Origin of the sequence: Vibrio sinensis, assembly GCF_003605645.1 — a bacterium.
Taxonomy (GTDB): Bacteria; Pseudomonadota; Gammaproteobacteria; order Enterobacterales; family Vibrionaceae; genus Vibrio; species Vibrio sinensis.
The window spans coordinates 24105-48015 of the sequence record NZ_QVMU01000015.1; the positions used below are offsets into that span (position 1 = coordinate 24105).

General features: G+C 42.2%; 21 protein-coding genes and 1 pseudogene. 16 read left to right on the forward strand and 6 right to left on the reverse strand.

Translation table 11 applies throughout. From position 1 onward, the window contains the following. Nucleotides 1-152 precede the first annotated feature (152 nt). Nucleotides 153-653 (reverse strand): YdbT family protein, encoded by a 501-nt coding sequence (locus DZ860_RS14970; RefSeq protein ID WP_120032681.1) that lies wholly within the window; start codon nucleotides 651-653, stop codon nucleotides 153-155. Nucleotides 654-803: 150 nt separating this feature from the next. Next, the gene (locus DZ860_RS14975; protein ID WP_120032684.1) at nucleotides 804-1664 is read right to left on the reverse strand and encodes a LysR family transcriptional regulator; all 861 of its coding nucleotides are present in this window, start codon (nucleotides 1662-1664) and stop codon (nucleotides 804-806) included. A gap of 205 nt (nucleotides 1665-1869) precedes the next feature. On the opposite strand from DZ860_RS14975, the gene DZ860_RS14980 reads away from it, so the two are divergent. The 3 genes from DZ860_RS14980 to DZ860_RS14990 all read left to right on the forward strand — a co-directional run bounded on the left by DZ860_RS14980 (nucleotide 1870) and on the right by DZ860_RS14990 (nucleotide 5739). Beyond that, entirely contained in the window at nucleotides 1870-2379 is a 510-nt protein-coding gene (locus tag DZ860_RS14980; RefSeq protein ID WP_120032687.1) for a YgjV family protein, read from the forward strand. A gap of 79 nt (nucleotides 2380-2458) precedes the next feature. Further along, nucleotides 2459-3508 carry a TRAP transporter substrate-binding protein gene (locus tag DZ860_RS14985; RefSeq protein WP_120032690.1) on the forward strand — a complete coding sequence of 350 codons (1050 nt, stop codon included), beginning with the start codon at nucleotides 2459-2461 and terminating at the stop codon, nucleotides 3506-3508. Between the two features lie 224 nt (nucleotides 3509-3732). Next, nucleotides 3733-5739, forward strand: a complete 2007-nt coding sequence (locus DZ860_RS14990) for an alpha-glucosidase (RefSeq protein WP_120032693.1) — start codon at nucleotides 3733-3735, stop codon at nucleotides 5737-5739. Nucleotides 5740-6636: 897 nt separating this feature from the next. On the opposite strand, the gene DZ860_RS14995 is transcribed toward DZ860_RS14990, so the two are convergent. Beyond that, the gene (locus DZ860_RS14995) at nucleotides 6637-7377 is read right to left on the reverse strand and encodes a sulfite exporter TauE/SafE family protein (protein WP_120032696.1); all 741 of its coding nucleotides are present in this window, start codon (nucleotides 7375-7377) and stop codon (nucleotides 6637-6639) included. A gap of 272 nt (nucleotides 7378-7649) precedes the next feature. On the opposite strand from DZ860_RS14995, the gene hpfG reads away from it, so the two are divergent. From hpfG to DZ860_RS15010, 3 genes are all read left to right on the forward strand, one after another. After that, entirely contained in the window at nucleotides 7650-10181 is a 2532-nt protein-coding gene (hpfG, locus tag DZ860_RS15000) for a (2S)-3-sulfopropanediol dehydratase (protein ID WP_120032699.1), read from the forward strand. Nucleotides 10182-10323: 142 nt separating this feature from the next. Continuing rightward, the gene (gene hpfH / locus DZ860_RS15005) at nucleotides 10324-11310 is read left to right on the forward strand and encodes a (2S)-3-sulfopropanediol dehydratase activating enzyme (protein ID WP_120032702.1); all 987 of its coding nucleotides are present in this window, start codon (nucleotides 10324-10326) and stop codon (nucleotides 11308-11310) included. A gap of 53 nt (nucleotides 11311-11363) precedes the next feature. After that, nucleotides 11364-12428 carry an aldose epimerase family protein gene (locus DZ860_RS15010; RefSeq protein ID WP_120032705.1) on the forward strand — a complete coding sequence of 355 codons (1065 nt, stop codon included), beginning with the start codon at nucleotides 11364-11366 and terminating at the stop codon, nucleotides 12426-12428. Between the two features lie 169 nt (nucleotides 12429-12597). Here DZ860_RS15010 and DZ860_RS15015 read toward each other — a convergent pair whose 3' ends face one another. Both DZ860_RS15015 and DZ860_RS15020 read right to left on the reverse strand, forming a co-directional pair. Beyond that, nucleotides 12598-13356 (reverse strand): DeoR/GlpR family DNA-binding transcription regulator, encoded by a 759-nt coding sequence (locus DZ860_RS15015; RefSeq protein WP_120032708.1) that lies wholly within the window; start codon nucleotides 13354-13356, stop codon nucleotides 12598-12600. An 18-nt stretch (nucleotides 13357-13374) separates the two neighbouring features. Further along, on the reverse strand, nucleotides 13375-14262 hold the full coding sequence (locus DZ860_RS15020) for a PfkB family carbohydrate kinase (protein WP_120032711.1): 888 nt from the start codon (nucleotides 14260-14262) through the stop codon (nucleotides 13375-13377). A 209-nt stretch (nucleotides 14263-14471) separates the two neighbouring features. Here DZ860_RS15020 and yihU point away from each other — a divergent pair, with 209 nt between their 5' ends. From yihU to DZ860_RS15055, 7 genes are all read left to right on the forward strand, one after another. After that, the gene (gene yihU, locus DZ860_RS15025; protein ID WP_120032714.1) at nucleotides 14472-15365 is read left to right on the forward strand and encodes a sulfolactaldehyde 3-reductase; all 894 of its coding nucleotides are present in this window, start codon (nucleotides 14472-14474) and stop codon (nucleotides 15363-15365) included. 529 nt (nucleotides 15366-15894) lie between these two features. Further along, nucleotides 15895-16755, forward strand: coding sequence for a class II fructose-bisphosphate aldolase (locus tag DZ860_RS15030; RefSeq protein ID WP_120032717.1), 861 nt, complete (start codon nucleotides 15895-15897; stop codon nucleotides 16753-16755). A gap of 90 nt (nucleotides 16756-16845) precedes the next feature. After that, complete coding sequence (locus DZ860_RS15035; protein ID WP_120032720.1) at nucleotides 16846-17466, forward strand: TRAP transporter small permease; 621 nt, start codon at nucleotides 16846-16848, stop codon at nucleotides 17464-17466. A 14-nt stretch (nucleotides 17467-17480) separates the two neighbouring features. After that, entirely contained in the window at nucleotides 17481-18770 is a 1290-nt protein-coding gene (locus tag DZ860_RS15040) for a TRAP transporter large permease (protein ID WP_120032723.1), read from the forward strand. A 64-nt stretch (nucleotides 18771-18834) separates the two neighbouring features. Further along, on the forward strand, nucleotides 18835-19881 hold the full coding sequence (locus DZ860_RS15045; RefSeq protein WP_120032725.1) for a TRAP transporter substrate-binding protein: 1047 nt from the start codon (nucleotides 18835-18837) through the stop codon (nucleotides 19879-19881). A 56-nt stretch (nucleotides 19882-19937) separates the two neighbouring features. After that, nucleotides 19938-20204: a PTS sugar transporter subunit IIB gene (locus DZ860_RS15050; protein WP_120032728.1), complete on the forward strand. Its 267-nt coding sequence runs from the start codon at nucleotides 19938-19940 to the stop codon at nucleotides 20202-20204. Between the two features lie 75 nt (nucleotides 20205-20279). Beyond that, nucleotides 20280-21530, forward strand: a complete 1251-nt coding sequence (locus DZ860_RS15055) for an AGE family epimerase/isomerase (protein ID WP_120032731.1) — start codon at nucleotides 20280-20282, stop codon at nucleotides 21528-21530. Nucleotides 21531-21712: 182 nt separating this feature from the next. On the opposite strand, the gene DZ860_RS15060 is transcribed toward DZ860_RS15055, so the two are convergent. Next, nucleotides 21713-22111, reverse strand: a complete 399-nt coding sequence (locus DZ860_RS15060) for a YkgJ family cysteine cluster protein (protein ID WP_120032734.1) — start codon at nucleotides 22109-22111, stop codon at nucleotides 21713-21715. Between the two features lie 289 nt (nucleotides 22112-22400). Here DZ860_RS15060 and DZ860_RS24630 point away from each other — a divergent pair. The 3 genes and pseudogenes from DZ860_RS24630 to DZ860_RS15070 form a co-directional block, all read left to right on the forward strand. Then, nucleotides 22401-22937 (forward strand): annotated as a pseudogene (locus tag DZ860_RS24630) (GNAT family N-acetyltransferase); the annotation flags it as partial. Between the two features lie 24 nt (nucleotides 22938-22961). After that, complete coding sequence (locus tag DZ860_RS24635; protein ID WP_439333145.1) at nucleotides 22962-23330, forward strand: VOC family protein; 369 nt, start codon at nucleotides 22962-22964, stop codon at nucleotides 23328-23330. A 96-nt stretch (nucleotides 23331-23426) separates the two neighbouring features. Then, nucleotides 23427-23852: a VOC family protein gene (locus DZ860_RS15070; protein WP_120032740.1), complete on the forward strand. Its 426-nt coding sequence runs from the start codon at nucleotides 23427-23429 to the stop codon at nucleotides 23850-23852. The last annotated feature ends 59 nt before the right edge of the window (nucleotides 23853-23911 follow it).

The following is a 23911-nucleotide window of genomic DNA, read 5'->3' on the forward strand; positions in this document are numbered from 1 at the left end:
CGAAATCAGAATATAGATTACTTTTCTGCCCCGATAATTTTGTTAAGCCCTGAAACCATTAATGACCTTAATAAAGACAGATACCATAAAGTAATCAATATTTAAGGTGTCTGTCCTTTGAATTTATTTAAATTTACTAAATTTTAAATTGATTAATTTGACTCTAATTTAGCTGCTGCGTGCTGATCGACAATGAACGTGATCACTTCATCATTTAAGCAAGATTTACTGACATACTGGCGCTGTTTACCCATATGAAAGATCAAACCTAGATCGCTTTGTTCAATTTGGTCGATTTCATTCCAAACGATGTTACGGGTGTTTTTACCGCTTTTGTAACTCACACCATTAGAGTCAACCTGAAATACCACTTTACTACCAGAGTTCATGCTGGTTGTTTGGCGCCATATCCACCAGGTTCTCTTAAAATAAACACTGAATGCCTCAACAACACTCAAAACAATAAAAAACCACCCAACGTAACCGCTAGGCAATAGCTCAAATTCTAATAAAACTACACCAAAAATAAGAAAAATTATGCCTTTAAAATAGGCTTTAGGAAAAGTAGCCGGACGGCTCGTTTGATCATAACACTCTGTAAAAAAGGTCTTATCGAGGGTGTATTCTGTGGTGAAAGCAAAATCTTTAGACATAGGAAGCTACTTTAAGGTTTTGTGTGAATGAGTGTCTCATGCTGCAATCTCGCAACTCGAGTATTGTATCGCTGATCGATGTATTTCTTTAGCTATTTTAGTGATGCTTAAAGCGTCTGTCCTTTCAATTCTGTTCACCATTTTACCTATTCAGCTCTCAACTTTCTGGATAAATGATTGGCGTACAGGGTCGGCAATATCGGCATTCCATAATAAACCTACAGACCATTCAGCATGCTCACCAGTTAAAGGGATGAAGCGGATTTGAGGTTGGCTGATACGTGCCACACTTGCTGGAATAATGGTGTAACCCAAACGAGCTGATACCAATGCTAATGCAGTGACAATGTCATTCGCTTCTTCGATGACAGCAGGGCGCTGCTTTGCTTCCCAAAGGTAATTTGTGATGTGCTTATTCAGAGTTGGGTTTTTACTGCGGCTCAAACCAAGATAGTTGTACTGGCTTAATGAACCCCACAAATTATCAAAGTTAATTTTTTCGTCTTCGTGTATGGCAATAGCTAGTCGATCAGAAAAGAGCGGAATCGCGGTTAATGGTGGATCGACGGGAAGTCGGTCAAAACCTAATTGGAGGCTCCCCAAAAGCAGTTCCTCAACCAATTGATGAGAGGGATAGTCGTTTAATGTAACGTGTACATTAGGGAATTCTTGTTTAAATTTGGCAATGTAATTAGGCGCTTCATGAAACGAAGATATGCCAAAACCAATATTTAAATGACCGGATGTCCCCTCAGCTACAAACTTCGCTAACCTTTGGAATGATTCAAACCCTTTTAACACCCGTTTTGCTTCTGGGAGCAAAACGTTTCCCATTGGTGTTAATTCGGCGCCATGTCGCCCTCGATCAAAAAGGGAAACATTCAGGTGCTCTTCTAGACGTTGTATCTTTTTTGTCAGCGCGGATTGTGTGATGTAAAGGTGCTCTGAGGCAACGCGAAAGTTCTTATCATCGGCGAGCTGGCAAAAAGTGCGAAGTAAATCTATATCCATTCTATTTTGGAATCGAAAACTGAATTTTATTCATTATAACTAATCGAACATGTGTTTTATAGTCAATCGCATGTAAGAAATGTGACATATTATTACATTTTGTGAATTGCTGAGCTTTAAAAATAAACACAGGGACTGAACGTTTTACTAAACAAAATGGGCAGTCAAACGATGGATTTTCGTCTTACAGTGAAGTAATGAATTAATGAATGAGACTCTAGTTCAAGCATTGGGATTTGTAGCACTAGGTTTAAACCTATGCGCTTCTTCGACCACCAATGACAATCGTATGCGAGCGATTATCTGCCTTTCTTGCTTGGTGTTTGCTATTCACTATTCATTATTAGGGGCTCTTGTTGCAGGACTGAATTTATTTGTGAATTCTTTCCGCGCCTTGGTCTCAGTTAAATATAAAGGACGCCACGTCTTTTTCCTGTTCCTTATTGTTCAAATCGGCATGAGTATTTATTTCTATTCAGAGCCGCGAGATTTGCTTCCTGCTATTGCATCAATAATTAGCTGTTATGCCTTATTTATTGCACAGGGAATGCGCATGCGGTTCGCATTTCTAGTTTGTACGCTGACCTGGATGGTGAACGCGGTGCTAGTCGGTTCTTATGGCGGTTTAATCAATGACCTATTTAACGCAACTATGTTGAGCATCACTATATTCAGGTTGAAAAAACAACAAAAATTACAAGTTCAAACAAGTTAACACCCTATTAGTATCCACGGCTCTTTACTTTTATAACGCTAACAAAAGAGTCTGACCCAATAATGTAAAAGGAAACATCATGAAGAAGACACTACTGGGCCTTGCAACAGCCTCTCTTTTCGCGGCTGGCGCTGCAAACGCTGCTGATTACAAGCTAACGATTCCACATGTGACAACAACAGATAGCTACAACCATCAGTCGCTACTAGTATTGAAAAACTACGTTGAGTCCCGTTCTAACGGTCAGATCCAAGTGGATATCTACCCATCAGGCCAATTGTGTGCAAACGCGAAAGAGTGTATTGCCGGGGTACAAGCGGGTATGTTCGACTACTTCCAAACGACTATTCCTGAGTTAGGCAGTTTTTGGCAACCAGTCGGTGCATTCGACCTACCATACCAGTTACCAAATGACCGCGTAGCCGAGTGTGTTTATGATAATGAGCAATTGATTGCCGACGTTCGTAGCGAACTTATCAAGCGCGCACCTAACGTTCGTCTAATGGCGGTATCTAACTCTGGTGGTTGGCGCAACATCGCGACAACGAAAAAAGAAGTGAAAGTACCGGCAGATGTAGAGGGTCTAAAACTTCGTACTGTTCCTGCAAAAACTCAGCAAGATCTTGTTAAAGCACTTGGCGGCGCTCCAACCCCAATCGCATGGCCTGAAGTATATACAGCGCTTTCTACAGGCATGGTTGACGGTACCAAAAACGGTATTGTTGACATCATCATGAACAAATTCCACGAAAGTATCGGCTATATGATTCTTGATGGTCACGGTTACATGGGCGGAGCTTGGGTATTCAATGACGCTAAATTCAAATCTTTCCCGGTTGAATTGAAACAGGTTGTCATCGACGGTATTGCGGCGCAAAACCAATACCTACGTTCATATCCAAAACACCGCGAATACATGGCTTACGAAGAGTTTAAAAAGTCAGGTGGTGTTGTCTACAGTCCAACAGCCGAAGAGAAAGCAGCATTTGTGGCAGCTTCAGTTCCTGTTAAAGCGGCATTCTTAGAATCAACTGGAGCAGAAGGTCAGAAATGGCTTGAGCGTTTTGAAAACGAAATCAAAACCTGTGAAGCGAAAATCCAAGCTGATTACAACATCCAGTTTAACTAATGCAGTAATACCCGTCCCACTTGATATTTTAGTGGCGTCGACCAGAGTCGAGAAATCTCGTGCCGCCGTAGAACGAGGTTAGAGATTTCCCACTGGTTGCTTGCTTAGCCGCACAGTCAGGTAACTTGGGTAGATACACATAGTTTGGAATCTATTTAAAGCAAACTAGGCGCACAGAACCTAATGTGCGCCTTTATTTTATCTTAATTTTGGAAGCTGTCCGAATGAAACTTGCCCAAACCACCACAGGCTTTACGATTAGCCATAAAAACAGAACAGTATTTGAACACTCACAAGTAAGCCCTGCGTTGTACTTAGGTATTGGCCAAGGCACTTTTGATATGTATCGCGGTAACTTCGATATTAACGATTATGTTTCTGAGCGTTTGCCACTTAAAGCATTCACGATCACTGAAAATGCAGATGATATTCTGGTAACGTTTTCGCTTGATGGCGAAGCGGTGCTCGAAGCGCGCATGTTTGAAACGGCTGAGACGCGCTTAAAAGTTGAACTTAAAGCTCTTGATGAAAAATATAACCGTTTCTGGATTCGTGTTGCAGCAACTGAGTCAGAAGCGGTCTACGGTTGTGGTGAGCAACTGAGCTACTTAAATTTACGCGGCAAAAACTTCCCACTTTGGAGTTCTGAGCCTGGTGTCGGTCGTAATAAAAATACTTACACAACTTGGCAGGCAGATCTTCATGACAAAGCTGGTGGTGATTACTACACAACTAACTACCCACAGCCAACATTCGTCTCTGACAAAAAGTACTTCTGCCATCTAGAGACTCGTGCTTACGCAGATTTCGACTTTACTCATGCGCAGTACCACGAACTACAATGTTGGAACATTCCAGAATACCTACTGTTAGATGCAGAAGAGTCTTTCCCTGCACTAATGACAAACATCACCGATGTGTTTGGTCGTCAACCTGCATTGCCTGATTGGGTATATAACGGCGTGATTTTAGGTATTCAAGGTGGTACTGACATTACGATTGAAAAAGTAACCGCCGCAAAAGAAGCAGGTATTGAGGTTGCGGGCGCATGGTGTCAAGACTGGCAAGGCATCAAGATGACTTCTTTTGGTAAGCGTCTGCAATGGGATTGGCAGTGGAATGCTGACCTTTACCCTGGTCTTGATACCAAGATTCATGAGTTAAAAGAGCAAGGTATTCGTTTCCTCGGTTACATCAACCCATACGTTCTTGAAGACTTCCCTCTATATAACGAAGCGTTTGAAAAAGGCTACCTAGCGACAAAAGAAGATGGTTCAAAATACGTTGTTGATTTTGGCGAATTCGATTGTGGTGTCGTTGACTTCACTAACCCTGAAGCGTGCGAATGGTACAAGGGCGTTATTCAGAAAAACATGATAGATTTTGGTCTTGATGGCTGGATGGGTGACTTTGGTGAATATTTACCAACAGACTGTACGCTACACAATGGTGTCAGTGCTGAAATTGAGCACAATAAATGGCCTTACCGTTGGGCAAAAGTTCAACATGAAGCGATTGAAGAAGCGGGTAAAACCGATGATATTCTATTCTTCATGCGCGCTGGTGGTACGGGTATTCAAGGCTACTGTCATGCACTTTGGGCTGGCGACCAATCAGTCATTTGGGAAAAAGATGATGGTTTAGCATCTGTTATTCCTGCTGCGCTATCAGCTGGTCTAATGGGTAACGGCATTAGCCATAGTGATATCGGTGGTTATACCACACTTCATGGTAATACTCGCTCTAAAGAGCTATTCCAACGTTGGGCAGAAATGGCGGCGTTTACGCCAATTATGCGCAGCCATGAGGGTAACCGTCCGGGTGATAACCACCAGTTCGATACTGATGCTGAAACTATGGCTCACCTAGCGTGTATGACTAAGATCTACAAACACCTTAAGCCGTACATCAAGGCTGCAGTAGAAGATAACGCAACGTTAGGTATGCCAGTTCAACGTCCACTGTTCATGCATTATGAGCAGGACACTGAATCATACCAAATTCAATATCAATACTTATTCGGTCGCGATCTATTGGTAGCGCCAGTGTACAACCAAGGTGAAACGGTTAAAGAACTTTACTTGCCAGAAGATGAGTGGGTTCATGTATGGACCGGCGAAACCTTTACTGGCGGTTGGATCAAAGTGGATGCACCAATCGGTCAACCACCTGTATTTTTCCGCAAACAATCTCAAGATGCTGAATTACTAGCAGGGATTAGCCAATTCTAGTTAATGTTGGTTAGGATATTTAACTAATCAAAACTAAGGTTAAAACGATAAAGCGGCTTTCTTTGAAAGTCGCTTTTTTATTCCTGTAGCCACAATGAAAACACCTATCTTCCACCTCTTCTTAGAAATCCAATTCTTAACAATAAAATATTGATGGCTTCAGATATTGAAGCAGGGACAGGCATATCAGAGATTCTATTTTTACCAACAAACTATGGCTCACCTGGCAAATTTTGTAGGGACAGACACTTATAGAGAGACTATTTCAGGACAGTGTTGTAGGGACAGACACTTATCGAGATGGTTTAACCAAGTTGCGTGACCAAGCTTCGCTTATCAAGTTGTCATCCTAAATTAAGGCGGACGAAGCACTAACGGTTATAAATCTGTTCTGTCTAAAATTAAACCACAACACTAATTCTCAAGTGATGATGTGAAAGGGGAGAGGTGTACCGCTAAGTAGCACCTGAGTATGGTTGCGCCTGAGCATGATGCTTTAATCCTCAGTTGTTTATTAAACAATATGGTATGAAACAGTCGGCGAAAATAACGGTGAAGTTGTAAGGATAGGAGTGATTGTTTGTGATGCTGGTTCGTGATCAACTAACCCAATAAATAAGCAGTTTAGCAACTAAGCTTCAAAGTGATTATGTAACTAGGCTGCTTTTAAGTAATTAATTAGCTGAGTAACAGAGTCCAAAGCACAGCGTCGGATTAGAAATAATAGAACATCGGGGTTACAGAGCGCGACTCAATGGCGTGTCATTTGGCGTGGAATATAAATGCTACCACTTTTATATTTGATACTGATATGGATACGTCTAGAGGTATCTTGAGGAATAAAAAACGGCAGCTTGCGCTACCGTTTGTCAATAATTCACCGCGTTGTTGTTTTGTTTAAAAACTTACATTTTTGAACACTAGCATACAGCCCATAACCAACAAGAAAGTGTGGACGATTTTATGGTAATCGATTTTGTATTTCTGTAGGAAATGATAACCGATCATGCCGCCAGCTAGACCAATCGCAAAGGCAGGTAGAGCCGAAATAACATGTGAAACCACTTCTTCCGTAATCAAGCCTTCATTCCAGAAGCTTACGTTGGCACCAATCATTTGTAGCATAAAGAAGAAAGCGAGGGTCGATTTAGTTTGGTCCGCTGTCCAAGGCTGCATAGAAGTGTAAGCAATAACCGGTGGACCAGACTCACCCACGCTGGCACCAAGTACGCCAGATGTAAAGCCAGTGCCAAGTGTTAATGGTATGGATGCCTTTTTAAACAATGGCTTAGTTGATCTGAGTGAATGGAGGCTAGAAAGAATCAGCACCCCACCCATTGTTAGTAATATGTATTGTGATGGCATGCTTGCGAGTAATTTAGCACCAACAAAAGAAGCTGGAACAGAACCTACGAAAAGGATTAAACCTGTTTGGCGCTCGATTGAATGTCGCATTTTCCACACGATCGGTAATGTCACTAACCAGCCAAAAATGCCGGCAATAGGCACTGCAATCTGGGCACCTACAATAAGTGAAAGTAACGGAACTGAAACTAATGCAGACCCAAATCCTGTCAGGCCTTGTGTAAAGCCGGCCAAGGCAATGATCATCGAAATGAGTATTATCGTGGTATCCATATTTCCTGTTTTATTGAGCTGAGTGAATGTAGCATCACTATAGAATTATTATAATTAATTACCACCACGCGTGTCACATTTTGTTGTTTTATGTTTATTTGCTTTCGCTTTGTGACCATCCTCCCAGTAGGTTTTTACCCTTTTCGTATAATAAATTTCACAGTTTTGGCGCTGCCATGTGGTCAAAATGCCAATGTTTGAATTTTTCCGTTAACCGACGTGAATAGGATCGAATATTGGCATTTTGATTATTTATTTTTATGAGGTTAGCTATGGAAAACTTCCAAGCAGACAAAGAAAACTTGTTTGAGTTAAAAACAAGTGCACACACTGATGCGATAGGCACAGAAGCGGTAGATAAGGTTTATGGGCTTGGCTACGAAGTCGGTCATGCAGATTGGTCTCCGTTTCCAAGAGTTAATCGTCTACGCCAAACTTTTTTGGACCGGTCTTATGATATTGATGTGGAAAGATTACGTCTTGTTACTGAGGCTTACCGCAATAACGATGCCATGCCACGCATATTGCAATGTGCGACTGCGTTTGAAAGCATTCTGCTAAACAGTACCCTGCATATCTATGATGAAGATTTAATTGTTGGGGAAATAGCGGCGCCAGCGAAAGCATCACCCATTTACCCTGAGTTTTCAGTTGACTGGATTATTGATGAAATTTTAAATGCACCGTTTGAAGAGCGCTCTAACGACCAGTTTTATATTCGTAATGAGCAAGATCGCGCTGAAATTTTAGAATTGTGTGCGTATTGGAAAGGAAAAAGCGCTAACGAATTCATTACCGCCCATTTAGATGAAGACCAAAAGAAAGGGTCTCACATGGGGGAGAAAGTATTCCAAACCAATAACTATCACTTTGCTGGTATTGGTCATTTCGCAATGGACTTTAACAAGCTAATGACGCTTGGTTATAGCGGCGTGTTGTTACAAGCAAAAGGAGCGTTTTCTAAGTTATCGAAACAAGATCCCGATTACAGTGAAAAGCGTGATTACTATAAAGCGACCATCATCACATTAGAAGCGGCAATAAAATATATCACTCGCTATGCGTTACTTGCAGAAGATATGGCGTTTTCAGAGACAGATGAAAAGCGCAAGCAAGAACTACAAGCGATTTCAGCAAACTGTTACCAAATTGCAGGTGGTGTTCCTCAAACATTTTGGCAAACCGCGCAGTTGTTTAACTTCGCTGTGACCATGACGCAAATCGAGGGTAATGGTCACTCGATTTCTTACGGACGTATGGACCAATGGATGTTGCCATTCTACCAAAAAGACGTGCGTGAAAATGGTGTGCCTAAAGAGTTTGTATTAGAGATTCTTGAAGTGTTGTACGTCAAGATGAATAACCCAACCAAGCTTAAAGATAAAGGTACAGTGAAAGTACGTAATGGTCGTGGATTTGGTGGTGAAAGTCTCACGATTGGTGGTGTTGATACTGATGGTAATGACGCAACTAACGACTTGACTATGTTGATGCTTGAAGCATCAGCACATACGCGCATGATGAACCCTTGGGTGTGTGTCCGTTTACACGAAAATACGCCGATTGAGCTTAAACTTAAAACCATCGAATGTATTCGAGCAGGTTACGGTCACCCTAAATTATTTAACGATGGCCCTGCGATTAAGGCAATGTTGAGCAAAGGTGTCACACAGGAAGAAGCCCGTGATTATGCGGTTGTCGGCTGTGTTGAACCGACCATTCCAGGCAAAGAGCATGGCTGGCTCGATGCGGGTTATGTTAATACCGTAAAAATGATGGAAATGGTGATCAACGGTGGTCGAATTCTATCGGGGCCAAATGCGGGAATGCAGCTTGGGCCAGATACGGGCAGCCTAGAGACCTACCAGTCGTTTGAAGAAGTGTTGGAAAGTGTTGATAAGCAGTTTGCTTATTGGTGTGATCAATTATGCAGTTGTTTAAACGTGACTGACAAAATGCACCGTATGATCAAACCAACGCCGTACATTTCAGCTTTCTTTGAAGGGTGTATCGAATCAGGTAAAGACATGACTTATGGCGGCGCGAAATATAACGGCACAGCACCTCAAGCCGCGGGTATCGCAAGTTGTGCAGATTCACTAGCGAGTATCAAAAAGTTAGTCTTTGATGATAAGAAATACACAGGTAAAGAACTGTTAGATGCCGTTAAAAATAACTGGGAAGAGAACCACAAGTTATACGCGTTAGTGAACAGTTCTAAGATCCCACATTTTGGTAATGATATTGATGAAGCTGATGAGCTGTTCTCATTTATGTTCGAATGTTATTGCCGTCATATCAAAGGACGCGAAAACCCACGTGGTGGCAAATTCAGCCCTGGTGTTTACACCGTTAATGCCAACGTCGGCATGGGCCTATACACCAATGCTTCCCTTGATGGTCGTAAGAATGGTGAGCCAATCTCTGACAATATGGGACCTGTGCATACAGCAGGCGGTTCTCACGATATTAGTGGTCCAACAGCCGTGATTAACTCGGTGACTAAGGTTGACCACAGCTTGGCAACCAACGGTACATTACTTAATTTACGCTTCCCAGAAGATGCGGTATCAGGCGTTGAAGGTCGTGATATTTTGCTGAGCTTTATTGATGAGTACATTAATAAGCAAGGGATGCACGTTCAGTTCAATATCATGAGCTCAGAGAAAATGCGTGCCGCGCAGAAAAATCCAGAACTGTACAAAGATATGTTGGTCCGAGTTGCTGGCTATAGCGCCTATTTTGTTGAGTTGGGTAAACCACTGCAAGATGATTTGATTCAACGTACTGAACTTAGGTTCTAACCAACCCGTTGTGATACCCGAATCCTTATTTTCATAAATATGTGTCAGTAGGTGGTTTGGGTATTTGTATTTTTAGTAACGCGTATTTCTATTGATATGTGTTCTTAGCAGCGTACGTTTTTAGCGACGGTTGAGGCTTATCGTGTCAGACCAAGGAATAGTATTAAATATTCAGCGATTTACCCTCCATGATGGGCCGGGAATTCGCACCGAAATATTTCTGAAAGGTTGCCCGCTGCGCTGTGATTGGTGTGGTAACCCAGAGAGTTTTAAACGCCGGATTGAAGTGGGGGTTTTCCATAATAAATGTATCTCCACGGAGCATTGCGGATCATGTAGGGAAAGTTGCCCTGATAATAACATGCTGATTTATTCAGACATGAAGCTAAAGCAGATCGACCGACACCAGTGTACTGGCTGTTTAATTTGTGTTGAAGAGTGTCCATCAGAAGCAATTAAGCAATGGGGTGAGTATCGGTCAGTTGATGACTGTATGGCGCTGATCCGTAAAGACCAGGGCTTTTACGACCGTTCAGGTGGTGGTGTTACCGTCTCTGGTGGTGAGCCGTTATTACAAAGTGATTTCGTTTTGGAGTTATTTAAAGCTTGTAAGGAAGAGGGGATTCATACCTGTTTAGAGTCGAGCTTTTATGCCAACTGGAATCGCATTGAAAAGCTGCTGCCTTATACCGACTTGTTTATCTCGGATATTAAATTAATGGACAGCGCCGCTCACAAGTTACATACAGGCGTTGATAATAGGAAGATTCTTAAAAATCTTAAGTCATTGACTGAATTGAATAAAAATTTGATTTTGCGAATTCCTGTCATTCCAACAATCAACGATACTGATGACAATATTACGGCAACAGCTGACTTTATTGAAAACGAGTTAAATGGTCGGGTAGAGGTACTGCAACTGTTAAGTTTTATGCGCCTTGGGGAAGAGAAATACACGTCGTTAGGGCTATCTTACAAAATGAAAGATCTCGCTTTTGAACGCCATGCTTTTCAAGACCGGGTGAATGCGATTGCTGATTACTTTAATCACCGTGGAATCCGGTGTTCAGTGGGTACAAAAGAACAAGGACAACTGCAACATAGTGAACGAAGTTTAATTATCGAATAACAACGATCCCCAAATCACTTGGGTGTATAAAAATCGACATAAGAGGCACTAACGTGAAGCTGAAGATAGAAAACTGGGGTGAAATCGATGGACAAGCGATTCCCGTTAAATTGTTTACGATTGAAAACAGTCAAGGTATGACACTGAAAGTCACTAACTATGGCTGTATTGTGACATCGATTGAAATGCCTGACCGTGATGGCGTCAAAGCAGACGTTGTGTTGGGTTATGAAAATCTAGATAAATACCTCTCCGGTCATCCTTTCTTCGGCGCTGTTGCCGGGCGCTATGCGAACCGAATCGATGGTGGGCGTTATCAACTTGATGGTGAAGTTTTTCAATTAGAAACCAATGAAGCTGCAACGATGCAGCATCTTCATGGCGGTATGAAAGGCTTTGATAAATATGTGTGGGACTTTGCCATTGAAGAGCAAGCTGAAGCAATTTACCTGCATCTAAGCCGTATTTCACCAGATGGGGAATCAGGCTATGGCGGTACGCTCAATATTGCCCATACGATAGGTTTGGATGAAATGAACCAAGTTCATTACAATTTCAAAGCCATCACTGACAAGCCAACGGTCGTGAACCTTGTTAACCATAGTTACTACAATTTGGGCGGCCACGATTCTGGAACGGTAGATACTCATGAGTTAAAACTATTTTCTCGGTTCTATACACCAGTCTCTGAAACTCTGATTCCAACCGGGGAAATTCTAACTGTGCAAGGTTCGGGGTTGGATTTCACCAAAACAACGCAAATTGGCCTCAATAAAGCAACCATGCCAGATGGTGGCTTTGACCACAATTATATTTTGGATGGTTCAAAGTGTGAGGGTGAGTATCACTATGCGGCGGAATTATACGATCCGAACAGCGGCCGTATGATGACGGTGTTAACCACCCAACCAGCGGTGCAATTTTACAATGGCTTCAAACTTTCCAATAAGCATTGGGTGGGTCGCCATGGTAAGCGTTATGAGTCATGTCATGGTCTGTGTTTAGAAACGCAACATTTTCCGGATAGCCCGAACAAAGCTCATTTCCCAACGACAAGACTGAACCCGGGTGAAGTCTTTGAAGAGAAGAGTATTCATCGTTTTTCTATCAAGTCTTGATAGACAGGTAAATAACGCTTTAATTGATTAAACGCCTGCCTGTTGTGAAACGGGGGGCGTTTTTTATGGGGAAAGCTGAATTGAAGTGCTGAGTAGATAATCGACTCATAGCGAATAAAAAAGCGACTTCAGAGAAGTCGCTTTTAAGTATGAATTGAAAATGTGTCGCTTATGAGCAGATCACTACTTTGGTTTCACCTTGCTTCGCCGCAGCTTCAATAGCCGGGCTAGGCTGAGTATCAGTAAAGAAGTAAGTGACGTCTTTAATATTTGCTAAAGTAATCGAACCTTTTGGAATGAACTTGCTCGAGTCCATCGCCACGACCACATGACGCGCAGATTTCATAACTGTTTGCGTAATCATGGTTTCGTTAAGGTCGTATTCTAATAAAGTGCCGTCAACATCAATGGATGCTGCGCTAGTGACTAGGTAGTCAAATCGGAAGTTGGAGATGAAATCCATCGCCTCAGTACCGACGATACCGCCATTGAACGCTTTAACTTTACCGCTTGGGATCAATACATCAATAGACTTGTTGGTATGTAAAACACTTGCCACACGAAGACTATTGGTGATGACCTGCAAATTACTTTTATTGGCTAAATGACTCGCGATGACTTCTGCTGTTGTCCCAATAGCAATAAATACCGTTGAGTTATCTGGAATTAAATCAGCAATCGCTTTGGCAATGGCATGCTTTTGCTCTGTATCTGAAACCTTACGCACTTCATAATCGAGGTTATTTTTGGTTGCCGGTGAGCTCGCTCCACCATGGTGACGAATCACTAATCGTGAATCACTGAGCTTTTTAATATCGCGGCGAATCGTCTGCGTAGAAACATCTAGCATCTCTGCCAGATCTTCTACGCTGTAATAACCCTTGTCATTGACTAGCTGAATTAATTTATCTTGTCTGGGATTAGTCACTTTAATCCTTCGTATTGTCTATTTTTGGAGTTTTTGATCCACTTCGATTCTAGTCGGAATACCTTCGCGACCACCTCTTTTGGTACATTTTAACGCTGCTACCCGGTTTGAGAAAACAATAGCATCACGACTTTGTTTCGATTCTGCGACAGCAACCGCTAAAGCACCGTGAAAAACATCACCTGCGCCAGTGGTATCAACGACATTAACTTTGATAACCGGTTCGTGGCAGATTTCATCACCTTCTAACCAGTAACAGCCTTTTGAGCCTACTGTAACATAGACCTTACCATCTGTTTGTTTTTTAGCAATTTTTAAGCCCTCAATCGGGTCACTGCAACCTGTAAACTTTTCAAGACCAGGCTCAGAAAATGCAACATGATCTGCAAGTTTTACTAAGTCATCAATAGCATCTGGGGCGATATCTGCGTCAAGAACTGATGGGATATTGTTCTTCTTAGCTTGTTCAAGAGCGTATTTTGCACCCTCTGGCCAGCGAACGTCAGTCAATATGGTCGTGTATTGAGAGAAGTCGATGCTCTCAAGTTGTTTTGGATCGCGGCTTAATGACTTATCTTGGTAATTAATGATCATTCGCTCACCTTCGTCATCAACCAATACGGCTGAGAAAGCAGAGGATGCGCCAGCAATATGAACAGCTTTATCGACATTAACACCGTAGTTAGCTAATTCTGTCAACATAGTATCAGCGACACCATCTTGACCAACACGACCAATGAAATCGACCTTGTGACCTAATTGAGCTACCGCCACAGCAGCAGTAGCAGCAGGGCCTCCGCCAACTTCGAAGTAATCTTTAGCTACATATTTACCACCTGACGTTGGTAGGTTTTCCACGCGTTGAATTCGATCAAGTACCGTAATACCCACACATGCAATTGTCATAATTCTACTCTTTATAGTTTACGTTATTGGGCTGCTGAGTCGCAAATTTATGTTGTCAGTATATCCACATTTGGACATTTGGCTGGGATCATAATCACAAAACAACCAAAGTGGACATAAAACAACAAAATGTGACATTAATTACAGTTAAAATGTTTATTAATGTTTATATTGGTCTCAACTTAATCGAGAACGTAAAGGAATTAGAAATGTCTACAATTGGATTTATTGGTTTAGGTCAAATGGGTACGCCGATGGCGCTAAATCTAATCAAGGGTGGTCATACATTAAAAGTCTTTGATATCAACCAATCTGCGGTTCAGCAGTTGGTTGAACAAGGCGCAACCGCAGCAGTATCACCAGCAGAAGCGGCGTTAGACTCAGAATTTGTCGTGACTATGTTGCCAAACGGCACATTAGTAAAAAACGTGGTGTTAGGAGACAACGGCATCATTTCTACACTAGATAAGAATGCATTACTTATCGACATGTCGACAATTCACCCACTTGAAACTGACAATCTAATCAAAGAAATGTCAGACAAAGGCTTCTCTATGATGGAAGCGCCTGTGGGCCGTACTTCAGAGCACGCTGTACGCGGTGAGTTATTGATCATGGCGGGTGGTACTAAAGAGCAAGTAGAGCGTGCAAAACCTCTATTTGAATGCATGGGTAACGAGACCGTTGATTGCGGCGGAGCTGGTAAAGGTATCCGAGTTAAAATCATCAATAACTACATGAGTATTGCACTTAACGCACTTTCAGCAGAAGCCGCCACATTATCTGAAGCGATTGGTCTTGATTGGGACGTCGCAATGCAAGTAATGAGCGGTACGCCAGCTGGTAAAGGTCACTTTACAACAACATGGCCAGGCAAAGTTCTTGCGGGTGACTTGTCTCCAGTATTCATGGTAGACCTTGCGCATAAAGACATTGGTATCGCACTTGATCTTGCGAACCAAGTCAACGTTCCAATGCCTTGTGGCGCTGCTGCGCGTGAACTTTACAACTTTACTCGTGCTGCTGGTCGTGGTCGTCAAGACTGGACAGCGGTTCTTGAACAGCTCCGTGTCAGTTCTGGCTTAGAAGCAAAAGTGAAGTAATCGCTGAAGTAGGTTGTATATTTTGTTCTAAATGAAAGTTATTCAACATTTATAGACATTATTAATGACGATTATTACTTAATATGCTCACTAAATAGCAAAATTATAGTCCTATTGTTAATTGCCTTTTTTTATTTTTTGGTAACAAAAGGCTTTTTAACTAACTTAGAACTAGCCCTGCCGGGTAATTAAAATAAACCGTTCAATACAATATTAAATTAGCTTAAATAACCTTTTAACCCTTTAAGTATAAAGGGGCGGCTCACTTCGCCTTGTGAAATTGTAACGCGTATTTTCTTGAGTAAACAAAGGGTTGGGTGATTCTTGTTTTACTTATTGATAGTTAAGTCTATTAGAAAATATTGGCTATTGAGCGTTTTGTGATTGCGTGTACATTTATGGCAATAAGTGTCACTTAACTAACAGGAAATGTTACATAGCTAACAGAAATAGACAAGTTAGCTTGGTAACTTCTACCTCATCAAAATATAAGTCTTCAAGACGAAATTTATAATTAGGGAATAAACAAATGCCTTACGTATCTGGTAACACAATGATTAACGAAGCTTGGAAGAACGGTTATGCAATCGGCGCTTTCACGGCTCACAACCTAGAAACGATTAAAGCGGTTTTGCTTGCAGCTCAAGAAGAGCAATCGCCAATCATGGTTCAGATTGGCCAAAAAGCAATCAATGAAATGGGTATGAAGCCATTGCGTAATGCGATTGATTCTCTAATTGAATACCACCAAATCTCGGTTCCAATTTGTGTTCACCTAGATCACAGTCGTAAATTTGAACAATGTATGGAAGCGGCGACATGTGACTTCCAATCACTGATGTTTGACGGTTCAGCATTAGATTTTGAAGAGAACGTTCGTATTACTAAAGCAGTAGTAGACGTAGCAAATGCTCTAGGTCTAGGTGCTGAAGGTGAAATCGGCAAGATTGGTGGTACTGAAGATGACATCACTGTTGATGAAAAAGATGCGATGATCACGACAGTTGCTGAAGCTCTAGACTTCTCTGAGCGCACTGGTGTTCATTACCTTGCTGTTTCAATCGGCACTGCTCACGGTGTTTACAAAACAACACCACAACTAAAGTTTGACCGTTTGTCTGAAATCAAAGAAGCGGTTCAAAAGCCAATCGTTCTTCACGGTGGTTCAGGTGTTCCTGATGACCAAGTAATCGAAGCTGTTAAACGCGGTGTTGCGAAAATCAACGTTGATACAGAATTGCGTCAAGGCTTCATTGATGGCGTTCAAGGCCACTGGCAAGCAAATGCAAAAGATTACGTGTTAGCGGATGTTATGAACACCGGTATCGCATCAATGAAAGAAGTAGTACGCCACAAAATCCGCCTGTTTGGTTCAAACGGCAAAGCATAAGTATAAATAATAAATAGAAAAATAACTTTGGGTGCTCTTTACCTCGGCACCCAATTTCCCAAAATCCCTATAATAACTAATGGTGATTCTATGCTACGTACAATAGAAAAAGCATTGAATACAGTAACGACCCCACTGGCGAAAGTACTGCGCTCTGTCGCAGGTATTTTACTTCTCGTCATGACGGTGATGGTTGTTGCTCAAGTTCTGTTCCGCTATGTGTTTAACATACCTTTAAGTTGGACCGACGAAGCTGCACGTTTTTTGATGATCTACATGACTTATCTATGTCTACCTTTTGTGTACTTAGCTGATAAAAACATCGCTATGACCTTCGTAACAGAAATTTTAGAGAAGAAAGCACCGCGCGTGTTTGCGACGTTCTGCTTAATTGGTCATATCTCTGCAATTGTTGTTTTTGCGGTTTGGATTAAGTTTGGCTGGAATTTTTACAATACCGGTTCGGTGATGGCAGATAGCCTCCCAATCTCTATGTACGTCATTTACATTATTCCACCAGTCATGATGGCAGTCACATCAGTTTATGCGCTACAAAAAGGCATTCAAGCTATCCGAGGTATGCTAGGAGACTTTACTGACGTTTCTCAAACACAAGCGACGGTTGCGCAATATGAGCCATCGCCTATTCAAGTAGAGAGTTCTGACGCGGCTGAACAAGACGCGAACTTAGAACCAAAAGTTGCATCTTAAGAGGGCGTTAAAAAATGGTATCTCCAATCTTTCTACTCTATTTCTTAGTACTGCTTATTGTCGGTGTGCCGGTACTATTTACATTGGGCTTATCACCAATGATCACGCTGTTCCAAAACGACCAGATGTTGTTTGCGAACATGCTTTACCAGCGTCTTTATTCTGGTCTTGATAGCTTCCTGTTACTTGCTCTACCTTTCTTTATGTTAGCTGGTGAGTGTATGACAGCGGGTGGTATCACTCCACGTATCATCGCTTTTGCTCAAACGATGGTTCAGCACCTACGCGGTGGCTTAGGTCACGTAGTGATTCTTGCGGCGACTATCTTTGGTGCATTAACAGGCTCAGCAGTGGCAGCAACATCAGCGATTGGCGGTATGCTTATCCCTGAAATGCAGAAGTATAAATACGACACAGGCTACTCTGCAGCACTAACCGCCGCAGCAACAGTACTGGGGAACATTATTCCACCGTCAGGCATCATGCTTATCTACGCATTCGTAATGAATACGTCAGTAGCAGCAATGTTCCTAGCAGGTGTAACACCAGGCATTATTCTGTGTGTCGGTCTGATGATCATGAACCACTTCCAGATCAGAAAATACCCAGATGTACAGCCAATGGAACGTGCGCCAGCAATGGAGCGTCGCCAAGCATTTCGCCTTGCAATCGTGCCTTTGATGACACCTGTAATCATTCTAGGTGGTATCTACGGTGGTATCTTTACTCCGACAGAAGCAGCAGCAGTCGCAGTAGCGTACGCAATCGCAGTTTCTATTTACATCATTAAAGCAACTAACGTTAAAGCTACCTATGCTCTGTTTGCAAAAGTAGCGGTGAATGCAGCGTCGATTCTTATCATCGTTGCAGCGGCAAGTGGTTTCGCTTCACTAATCAGTCTATCTGGCGTGTCGACCATGGTTGCTGATTTTATGAGTGGCATTACGGATAACCCATACTTGCTATTCGCTATCATCAACGTATTGCTATTCCTTATCGGTATGTTCCTTGATGCTGGCCCAGCAATTCTAATCTTTGCTCCGATTTTCGCGCCAATTATGACGGCAGCAGGTATCGACCCAGTGCACTTTGGTGTGGTGATGTGTGCAAACCTTTCAATCGGTTTGGCAACGCCTCCAATGGGTCTAGTTCTGTTTGTAGCTTCAGGTGTATCTCGTGTACCGGTATCTGAAATTTCTAAGAAAATCATCCCATTCCTAATTGTTGAAATGGCGATTATCTTCCTGATTTCGTTCTTCCCATCACTAGTAATCGGCCTACCTCAATTGGCTGGCATCATGTAACCAACGTAATTTGAGCGGCATCGTAAGCCGGGCCGCTTAAATTAACCTATTAGGATAAATTGTTATGAAAAAGACATGGTTAGCTCTAGCAACTTCTGCGGGTCTTTTAGCAAGTGGTGCAGTGTCAGCGGCGGTCGAGTTTAACGTTGTACATTTAACTTCTCCAGAGAGTTACAACAACCAATCTCTATTGGTATTTAAAAACCACTTAGAAACTCGTTCTAATGGTGAGTTGAAAGTGAATATTTACGGCTCAGGTCAACTTTGTGGTTCAGGTAAAGAGTGTATCGCTGGGATTCAAGCGGGGATGTTTGACTATTTCCCAACCACAGTTTCTGAAATTGCTTATTACTGGAATCCAGCGGAGTCATTTGACCTGCCTTACCTATTACCAAACGACCGCGTAGCTGAGTGTGTGTATGGCAATGACCAATTTATGGTGGATGTCCGCACTAACGTACTAAAAAAAGCACCGAATGTACGTTTAATGATGGTCGCGAACTCAGGCGGTTGGCGTAACTTTGCTACCAACGAGAAAGAAATTCGTACTCCGGCTGACGTTGCTGGTTTGAAGATCCGTACGGTACCGGCAAAAATTCAGCAAGATCTCGTTAGAGAACTCGATGGCGCGCCAACACCAGTTGCGTTTCCTGAAGTTTACACGGCACTTTCAACAGGTGTTGTTGAGGGAACGAAGAACGGTATCGTAGATATCATTCAAAGTCGTCTACATGAGAGTTTGGATTACCTAACACTTGACGGTCATGGCTACATGGGCGGAGCGTGGGTGATGTCTGATGCGAAATACAACACTTTGTCTCCTGAACTTAAGCGCATTGTTCTTGATGCCATTGAAGCGCAGCAGCAGTACCTAAACTCTTATCCGAAGCATAACGAATACGCATCGTATGAAGTATTCAAGAACTCAAACGGTAAGATCCACAACCCAACAGCACAAGAAAAACAAGCATTCGTCAAAGCAACTCAACCCGTCATTGATAACTGGGCTGCGAATGCGGACGCAGAGGGTAAACAGTGGCTAGAGCGCTTTAAAACACAAATCAAAACTTGTGAAGCTGAAATCGAAGCGTCTTACAAGTTAACCATGTAACACCACGCAGTGAAGTGCCAAGTCTTAATTGGTACTTCATCCAAGGGAGAAAGTCGATGATTAACGACAAAGGCAATTTACAAGCTAAGGCACAAAAAATTCTGAAAGCGATGGGCGGTATCGAGAATATCGTCGCAGGCAAAATTGATAATTGTGCCACCCGTTTGCGTATTCAGGTTAAAGATATCGAAATCGTCAATGAAGGCCTATTACGTCGCCAAGGTGCACTAGGTTTTATCCACTTGCAAGACAATCAAATCCAAGTGGTGTTCTTTGATGTACACAATTTAGCAGAAGAATTACGAACCCAAGCGCTGAAATGATCAATATAGAAATATTCATTGCTGTTTAGGTTTAAATCAAATTTATAAATATAAATAGATATATAGGATAGAAATATGAAGTGGATTAATACCAAATCTCACACCTCTTGGCTCGATACTGAAACAGACCGTATTTTTGAATTTGGTCGCAATGCAGTGGTACCAAACGGCTTCGGTTGGATTGGTAACAATGGTTCGGTTCGTGATGAGATGGGAACTCGCCTTTGGATCACTGCCCGTATGCTTCATTGTTACGCACTTGCAGCGCACATGGGACGTCCTGGTGCCTATGATCTTGTTGAGCACGGTATCGCGGCACTTGAAGGTCCACTTAAAGACAAAACCCACGGTGGTTGGTTCGCTACGATCGATAATACAGGTGAGGGTATTATTGATTCATCTAAGCAAGGTTACCAACACGCATTCGTATTGCTAGGTGCTGCTAGTGCGGTAACGACGGGTCACCCTCGTGCAAAAGCGCTACTAGACGAAGCGATCACAGTATACGAAAGACATTTCTGGGTTGAAGAAAAACAGATGTGTTACGAGTCATGGGATCAAGCTTGGACTGAGACTGAAGACTACCGTGGCGGTAACATGGCAATGCACTCAGTCGAAGCATTCCTAATCGTTTACGATGTCACTAAAGATAAGAAATGGCTAGATCGCGCACTGAATATCACTAAGTTCATGATCAATAAGACCGCGAAAGGCCTAAGCTACCGCGTGAATGAGCACTTTGATTCGAACTGGAATCCGCTACCAGACTACAACAAAGAAACACCGGCGAGCCATTTCCGTGCATACGGCGGTACACCTGGTCACTGGATCGAGTGGGGTCGTCTAATCTGTCACCTACGTGCGACATTATTAGAAATCGGTGCTGACTGCCCAGAATGGCTATTGGAAGATGCGATTGGCCTATTCGACGCAACGGTTCGTGATGCATGGCATGTAGATGGTGCGCCTGGCTTCGTCTACTCAGTAGATTGGGATGGCAAGCCAGTAGTACGAGAGCGTATTCGCTGGGCTCCAGTAGAGGCGATCGGTACAGCTTACGCATTGTTTGCTGTCACAGGTGAGAAGAAATACGAAGATTGGTATCGTACATGGTGGGATTACTGCCGTACTTACCTAATCGATTATGAAGGTTGTTCATGGTGGCAAGAGCTTGACGTAAACAACCAAGCAGGCACAAGCGTTGTTTGGAATGGTAAACAAGACATCTACCACCTAATGCACTGTTTAGTTATCCCACGCCTGCCGCTAACTCCAGGTCTAGCACCAGCACTAGCTAATGGCTTGTTGGATGTTAACTTGAAGTAATGAGTTGCTGAGAGTAAAAATTAAAGGCTGACCCTATTAATGGTCAGCCTTTTTGCGTTTAATTTGTTTGAGAGTGGCATTTGACGCTGAGGGTCTAAAATAGCTTAATGAGTTGATCGTGTTTCGTTTACTCACGATTTTCGCTTATTCATTAGATAGCTTCATCTCTATCGCAATATCAACTAGGTAAAGCTTGGTCGGCTATCCTTCATTAAGAAATCGAGCTTTTTCTGGGCTGCGGTAGGATTTTCCAAATCAATAATTTCAATCATTTCACAATCGTCCAGAAACATTTCATTAATTGAAGTTGGATAGTGGCGACAATCTTCCGGTCGATCGAGGTAAATACTGCAAGTGTATTTATCCTGTGTCTGTGGATCAGATTTGGCAACAATTTGAAGAAATGGACATCGTGTTAGCCTCAATCCAGTTTCTGGATCAAACCAAATCTCAGATCCTTTTACGTATTCGAAGATCTCTGGGTTAAATATTTCCCAAAGGTCAATTTCATCTTTCGTCGCGGCAAGATCACCATCGCCATATTTGATGCAGCATTTCCCGCATTGATTGCAATCTTTCATCGTCTTTCATGTTATTAGTGAATACTTAGCAATTATATCACCGAAAGAGCAATGTGATCTGGTTCAAAGTAATTTGTATAAAATAGAGTGTTTTAAAATGACCTAAAACGTTTGGTAGCTTCAGTGCAAAGTTTTACATATATGGATATGGCACAATAGCTTAAGTCTAGATAGTGCTCGCTATTAACTTAATGTTGTACGTTTTGATGCGGCCCATCAACGAGCTGATAGCTATTTTTCGTGCGCGCTTTTGCGCCTAACGCAGTGTGTTACGTAATTAGGATAATCAATGGAAATAGTAGAAGCCAAAATCTCTGACTTAGAATCATTTTTTACGTATTTAGAAGCGCAGTTATTAGACAATGCAGCCGTCGATTCTCCACTTTTTCAGCCTATCGCTAAAGAAGATTGTCACGTTTCAGCACGGCTAAAAGTTAAGTTTCGCGAGGGCTTTGAACCTTGTGTCGGAGAGTTGGGTTGGAGAAAACTTTGGCTACTTAAAGATGCCATCGGCAATATTCTCGGCCATGTTGATTTACGCCATTATGGTGAAGAGTATCGATATCATCGCGTTTTACTGGGAATGGGAGTTGACTCTAGCGTAAGAAAACAAGGCTTTGGCCAACAGTTAATAGAGTCGGCAATCCAGTTTTGTCATGAGACTTTTGGCATTGATTGGCTCGATCTTAATGTGCTATCGAATAATGTACCGGCTAAAAATTTGTATCTAAAATTGGGTTTTGAAGAAATAGGGCAAATGATTGATTGCTATCGTATTGATGGCCAATCTGTGTCAGAAACTACGATGACGCTCTGCACACAGAGTTGTATATCGCCAATAATAAGTGACTTGATTAGTCACATTGACCATATAGTTCTTACCGTTGCGGATATTGAACGGTCGGTACAATTTTATAAGCGAGTTTTACTGATGGAAGAGGTTTCTTTCGCTAACGGACGAAAAGCGATGAAATTTGGCCATCAAAAAATTAACCTGCAACTTTTGGGGCAAGAACTGCGAAATTTAGCGCAAGTGGGTTCTGGCGATTTGTGTTTGATATCGAACTGGTCACTTGGAGAGGTGATGAGTCATCTGGCCGATGAAAATATTGAGATTATTGAAGGTGTGGTTGAAAAATCAGGAGCGCTAGGAGCAATTCAGTCCGTCTACTTTTTAGACCCAGATTTAAACCTGATTGAAGTGAGTGTTTACCAATAAAATTAGAACTTAACTTGAATTGAATCGGGTGTTGTTGTGGATACAATAATTGGGCATGATGCCATTTAAGTTAGTTCTTCATAGTTTGGTGAGAAAATGCAGCAAAATATTATTCATATTGCTCTTGTCGTAAAAGAGTACGATGAAGCGATCGATTTCTATGTAAACAAGCTAAATTTCGAGCTTATAGAAGATACCTATCAACCAGAGCAAGATAAGCGTTGGGTCGTTGTTGCACCACCAAATTCAAAAGGTGTAACGATACTTCTTGCAAAGGCTTCTAAACCTGAACAAGTTGATTTTATTGGTAATCAATCCGGTGGACGGGTATTTATATTCCTAAGTACTGATGATTTTTGGCGTGATTATGAGCGAATGAAATCGATAGGGATTAACTTCGTTCGCGAGCCACAAGAACACGATTACGGCACAGTCGCCGTCTTTGAGGATTTATATGGCAACCTTTGGGACTTACTTCAGTTAAGCCCTGAACATCCAATGGCGAAAAGATTGCCATCATAAAGGCATAGCGTAGCGCGAATTCAACGTGTTGCGCTATGTTAATATCCGTTCACGATTGT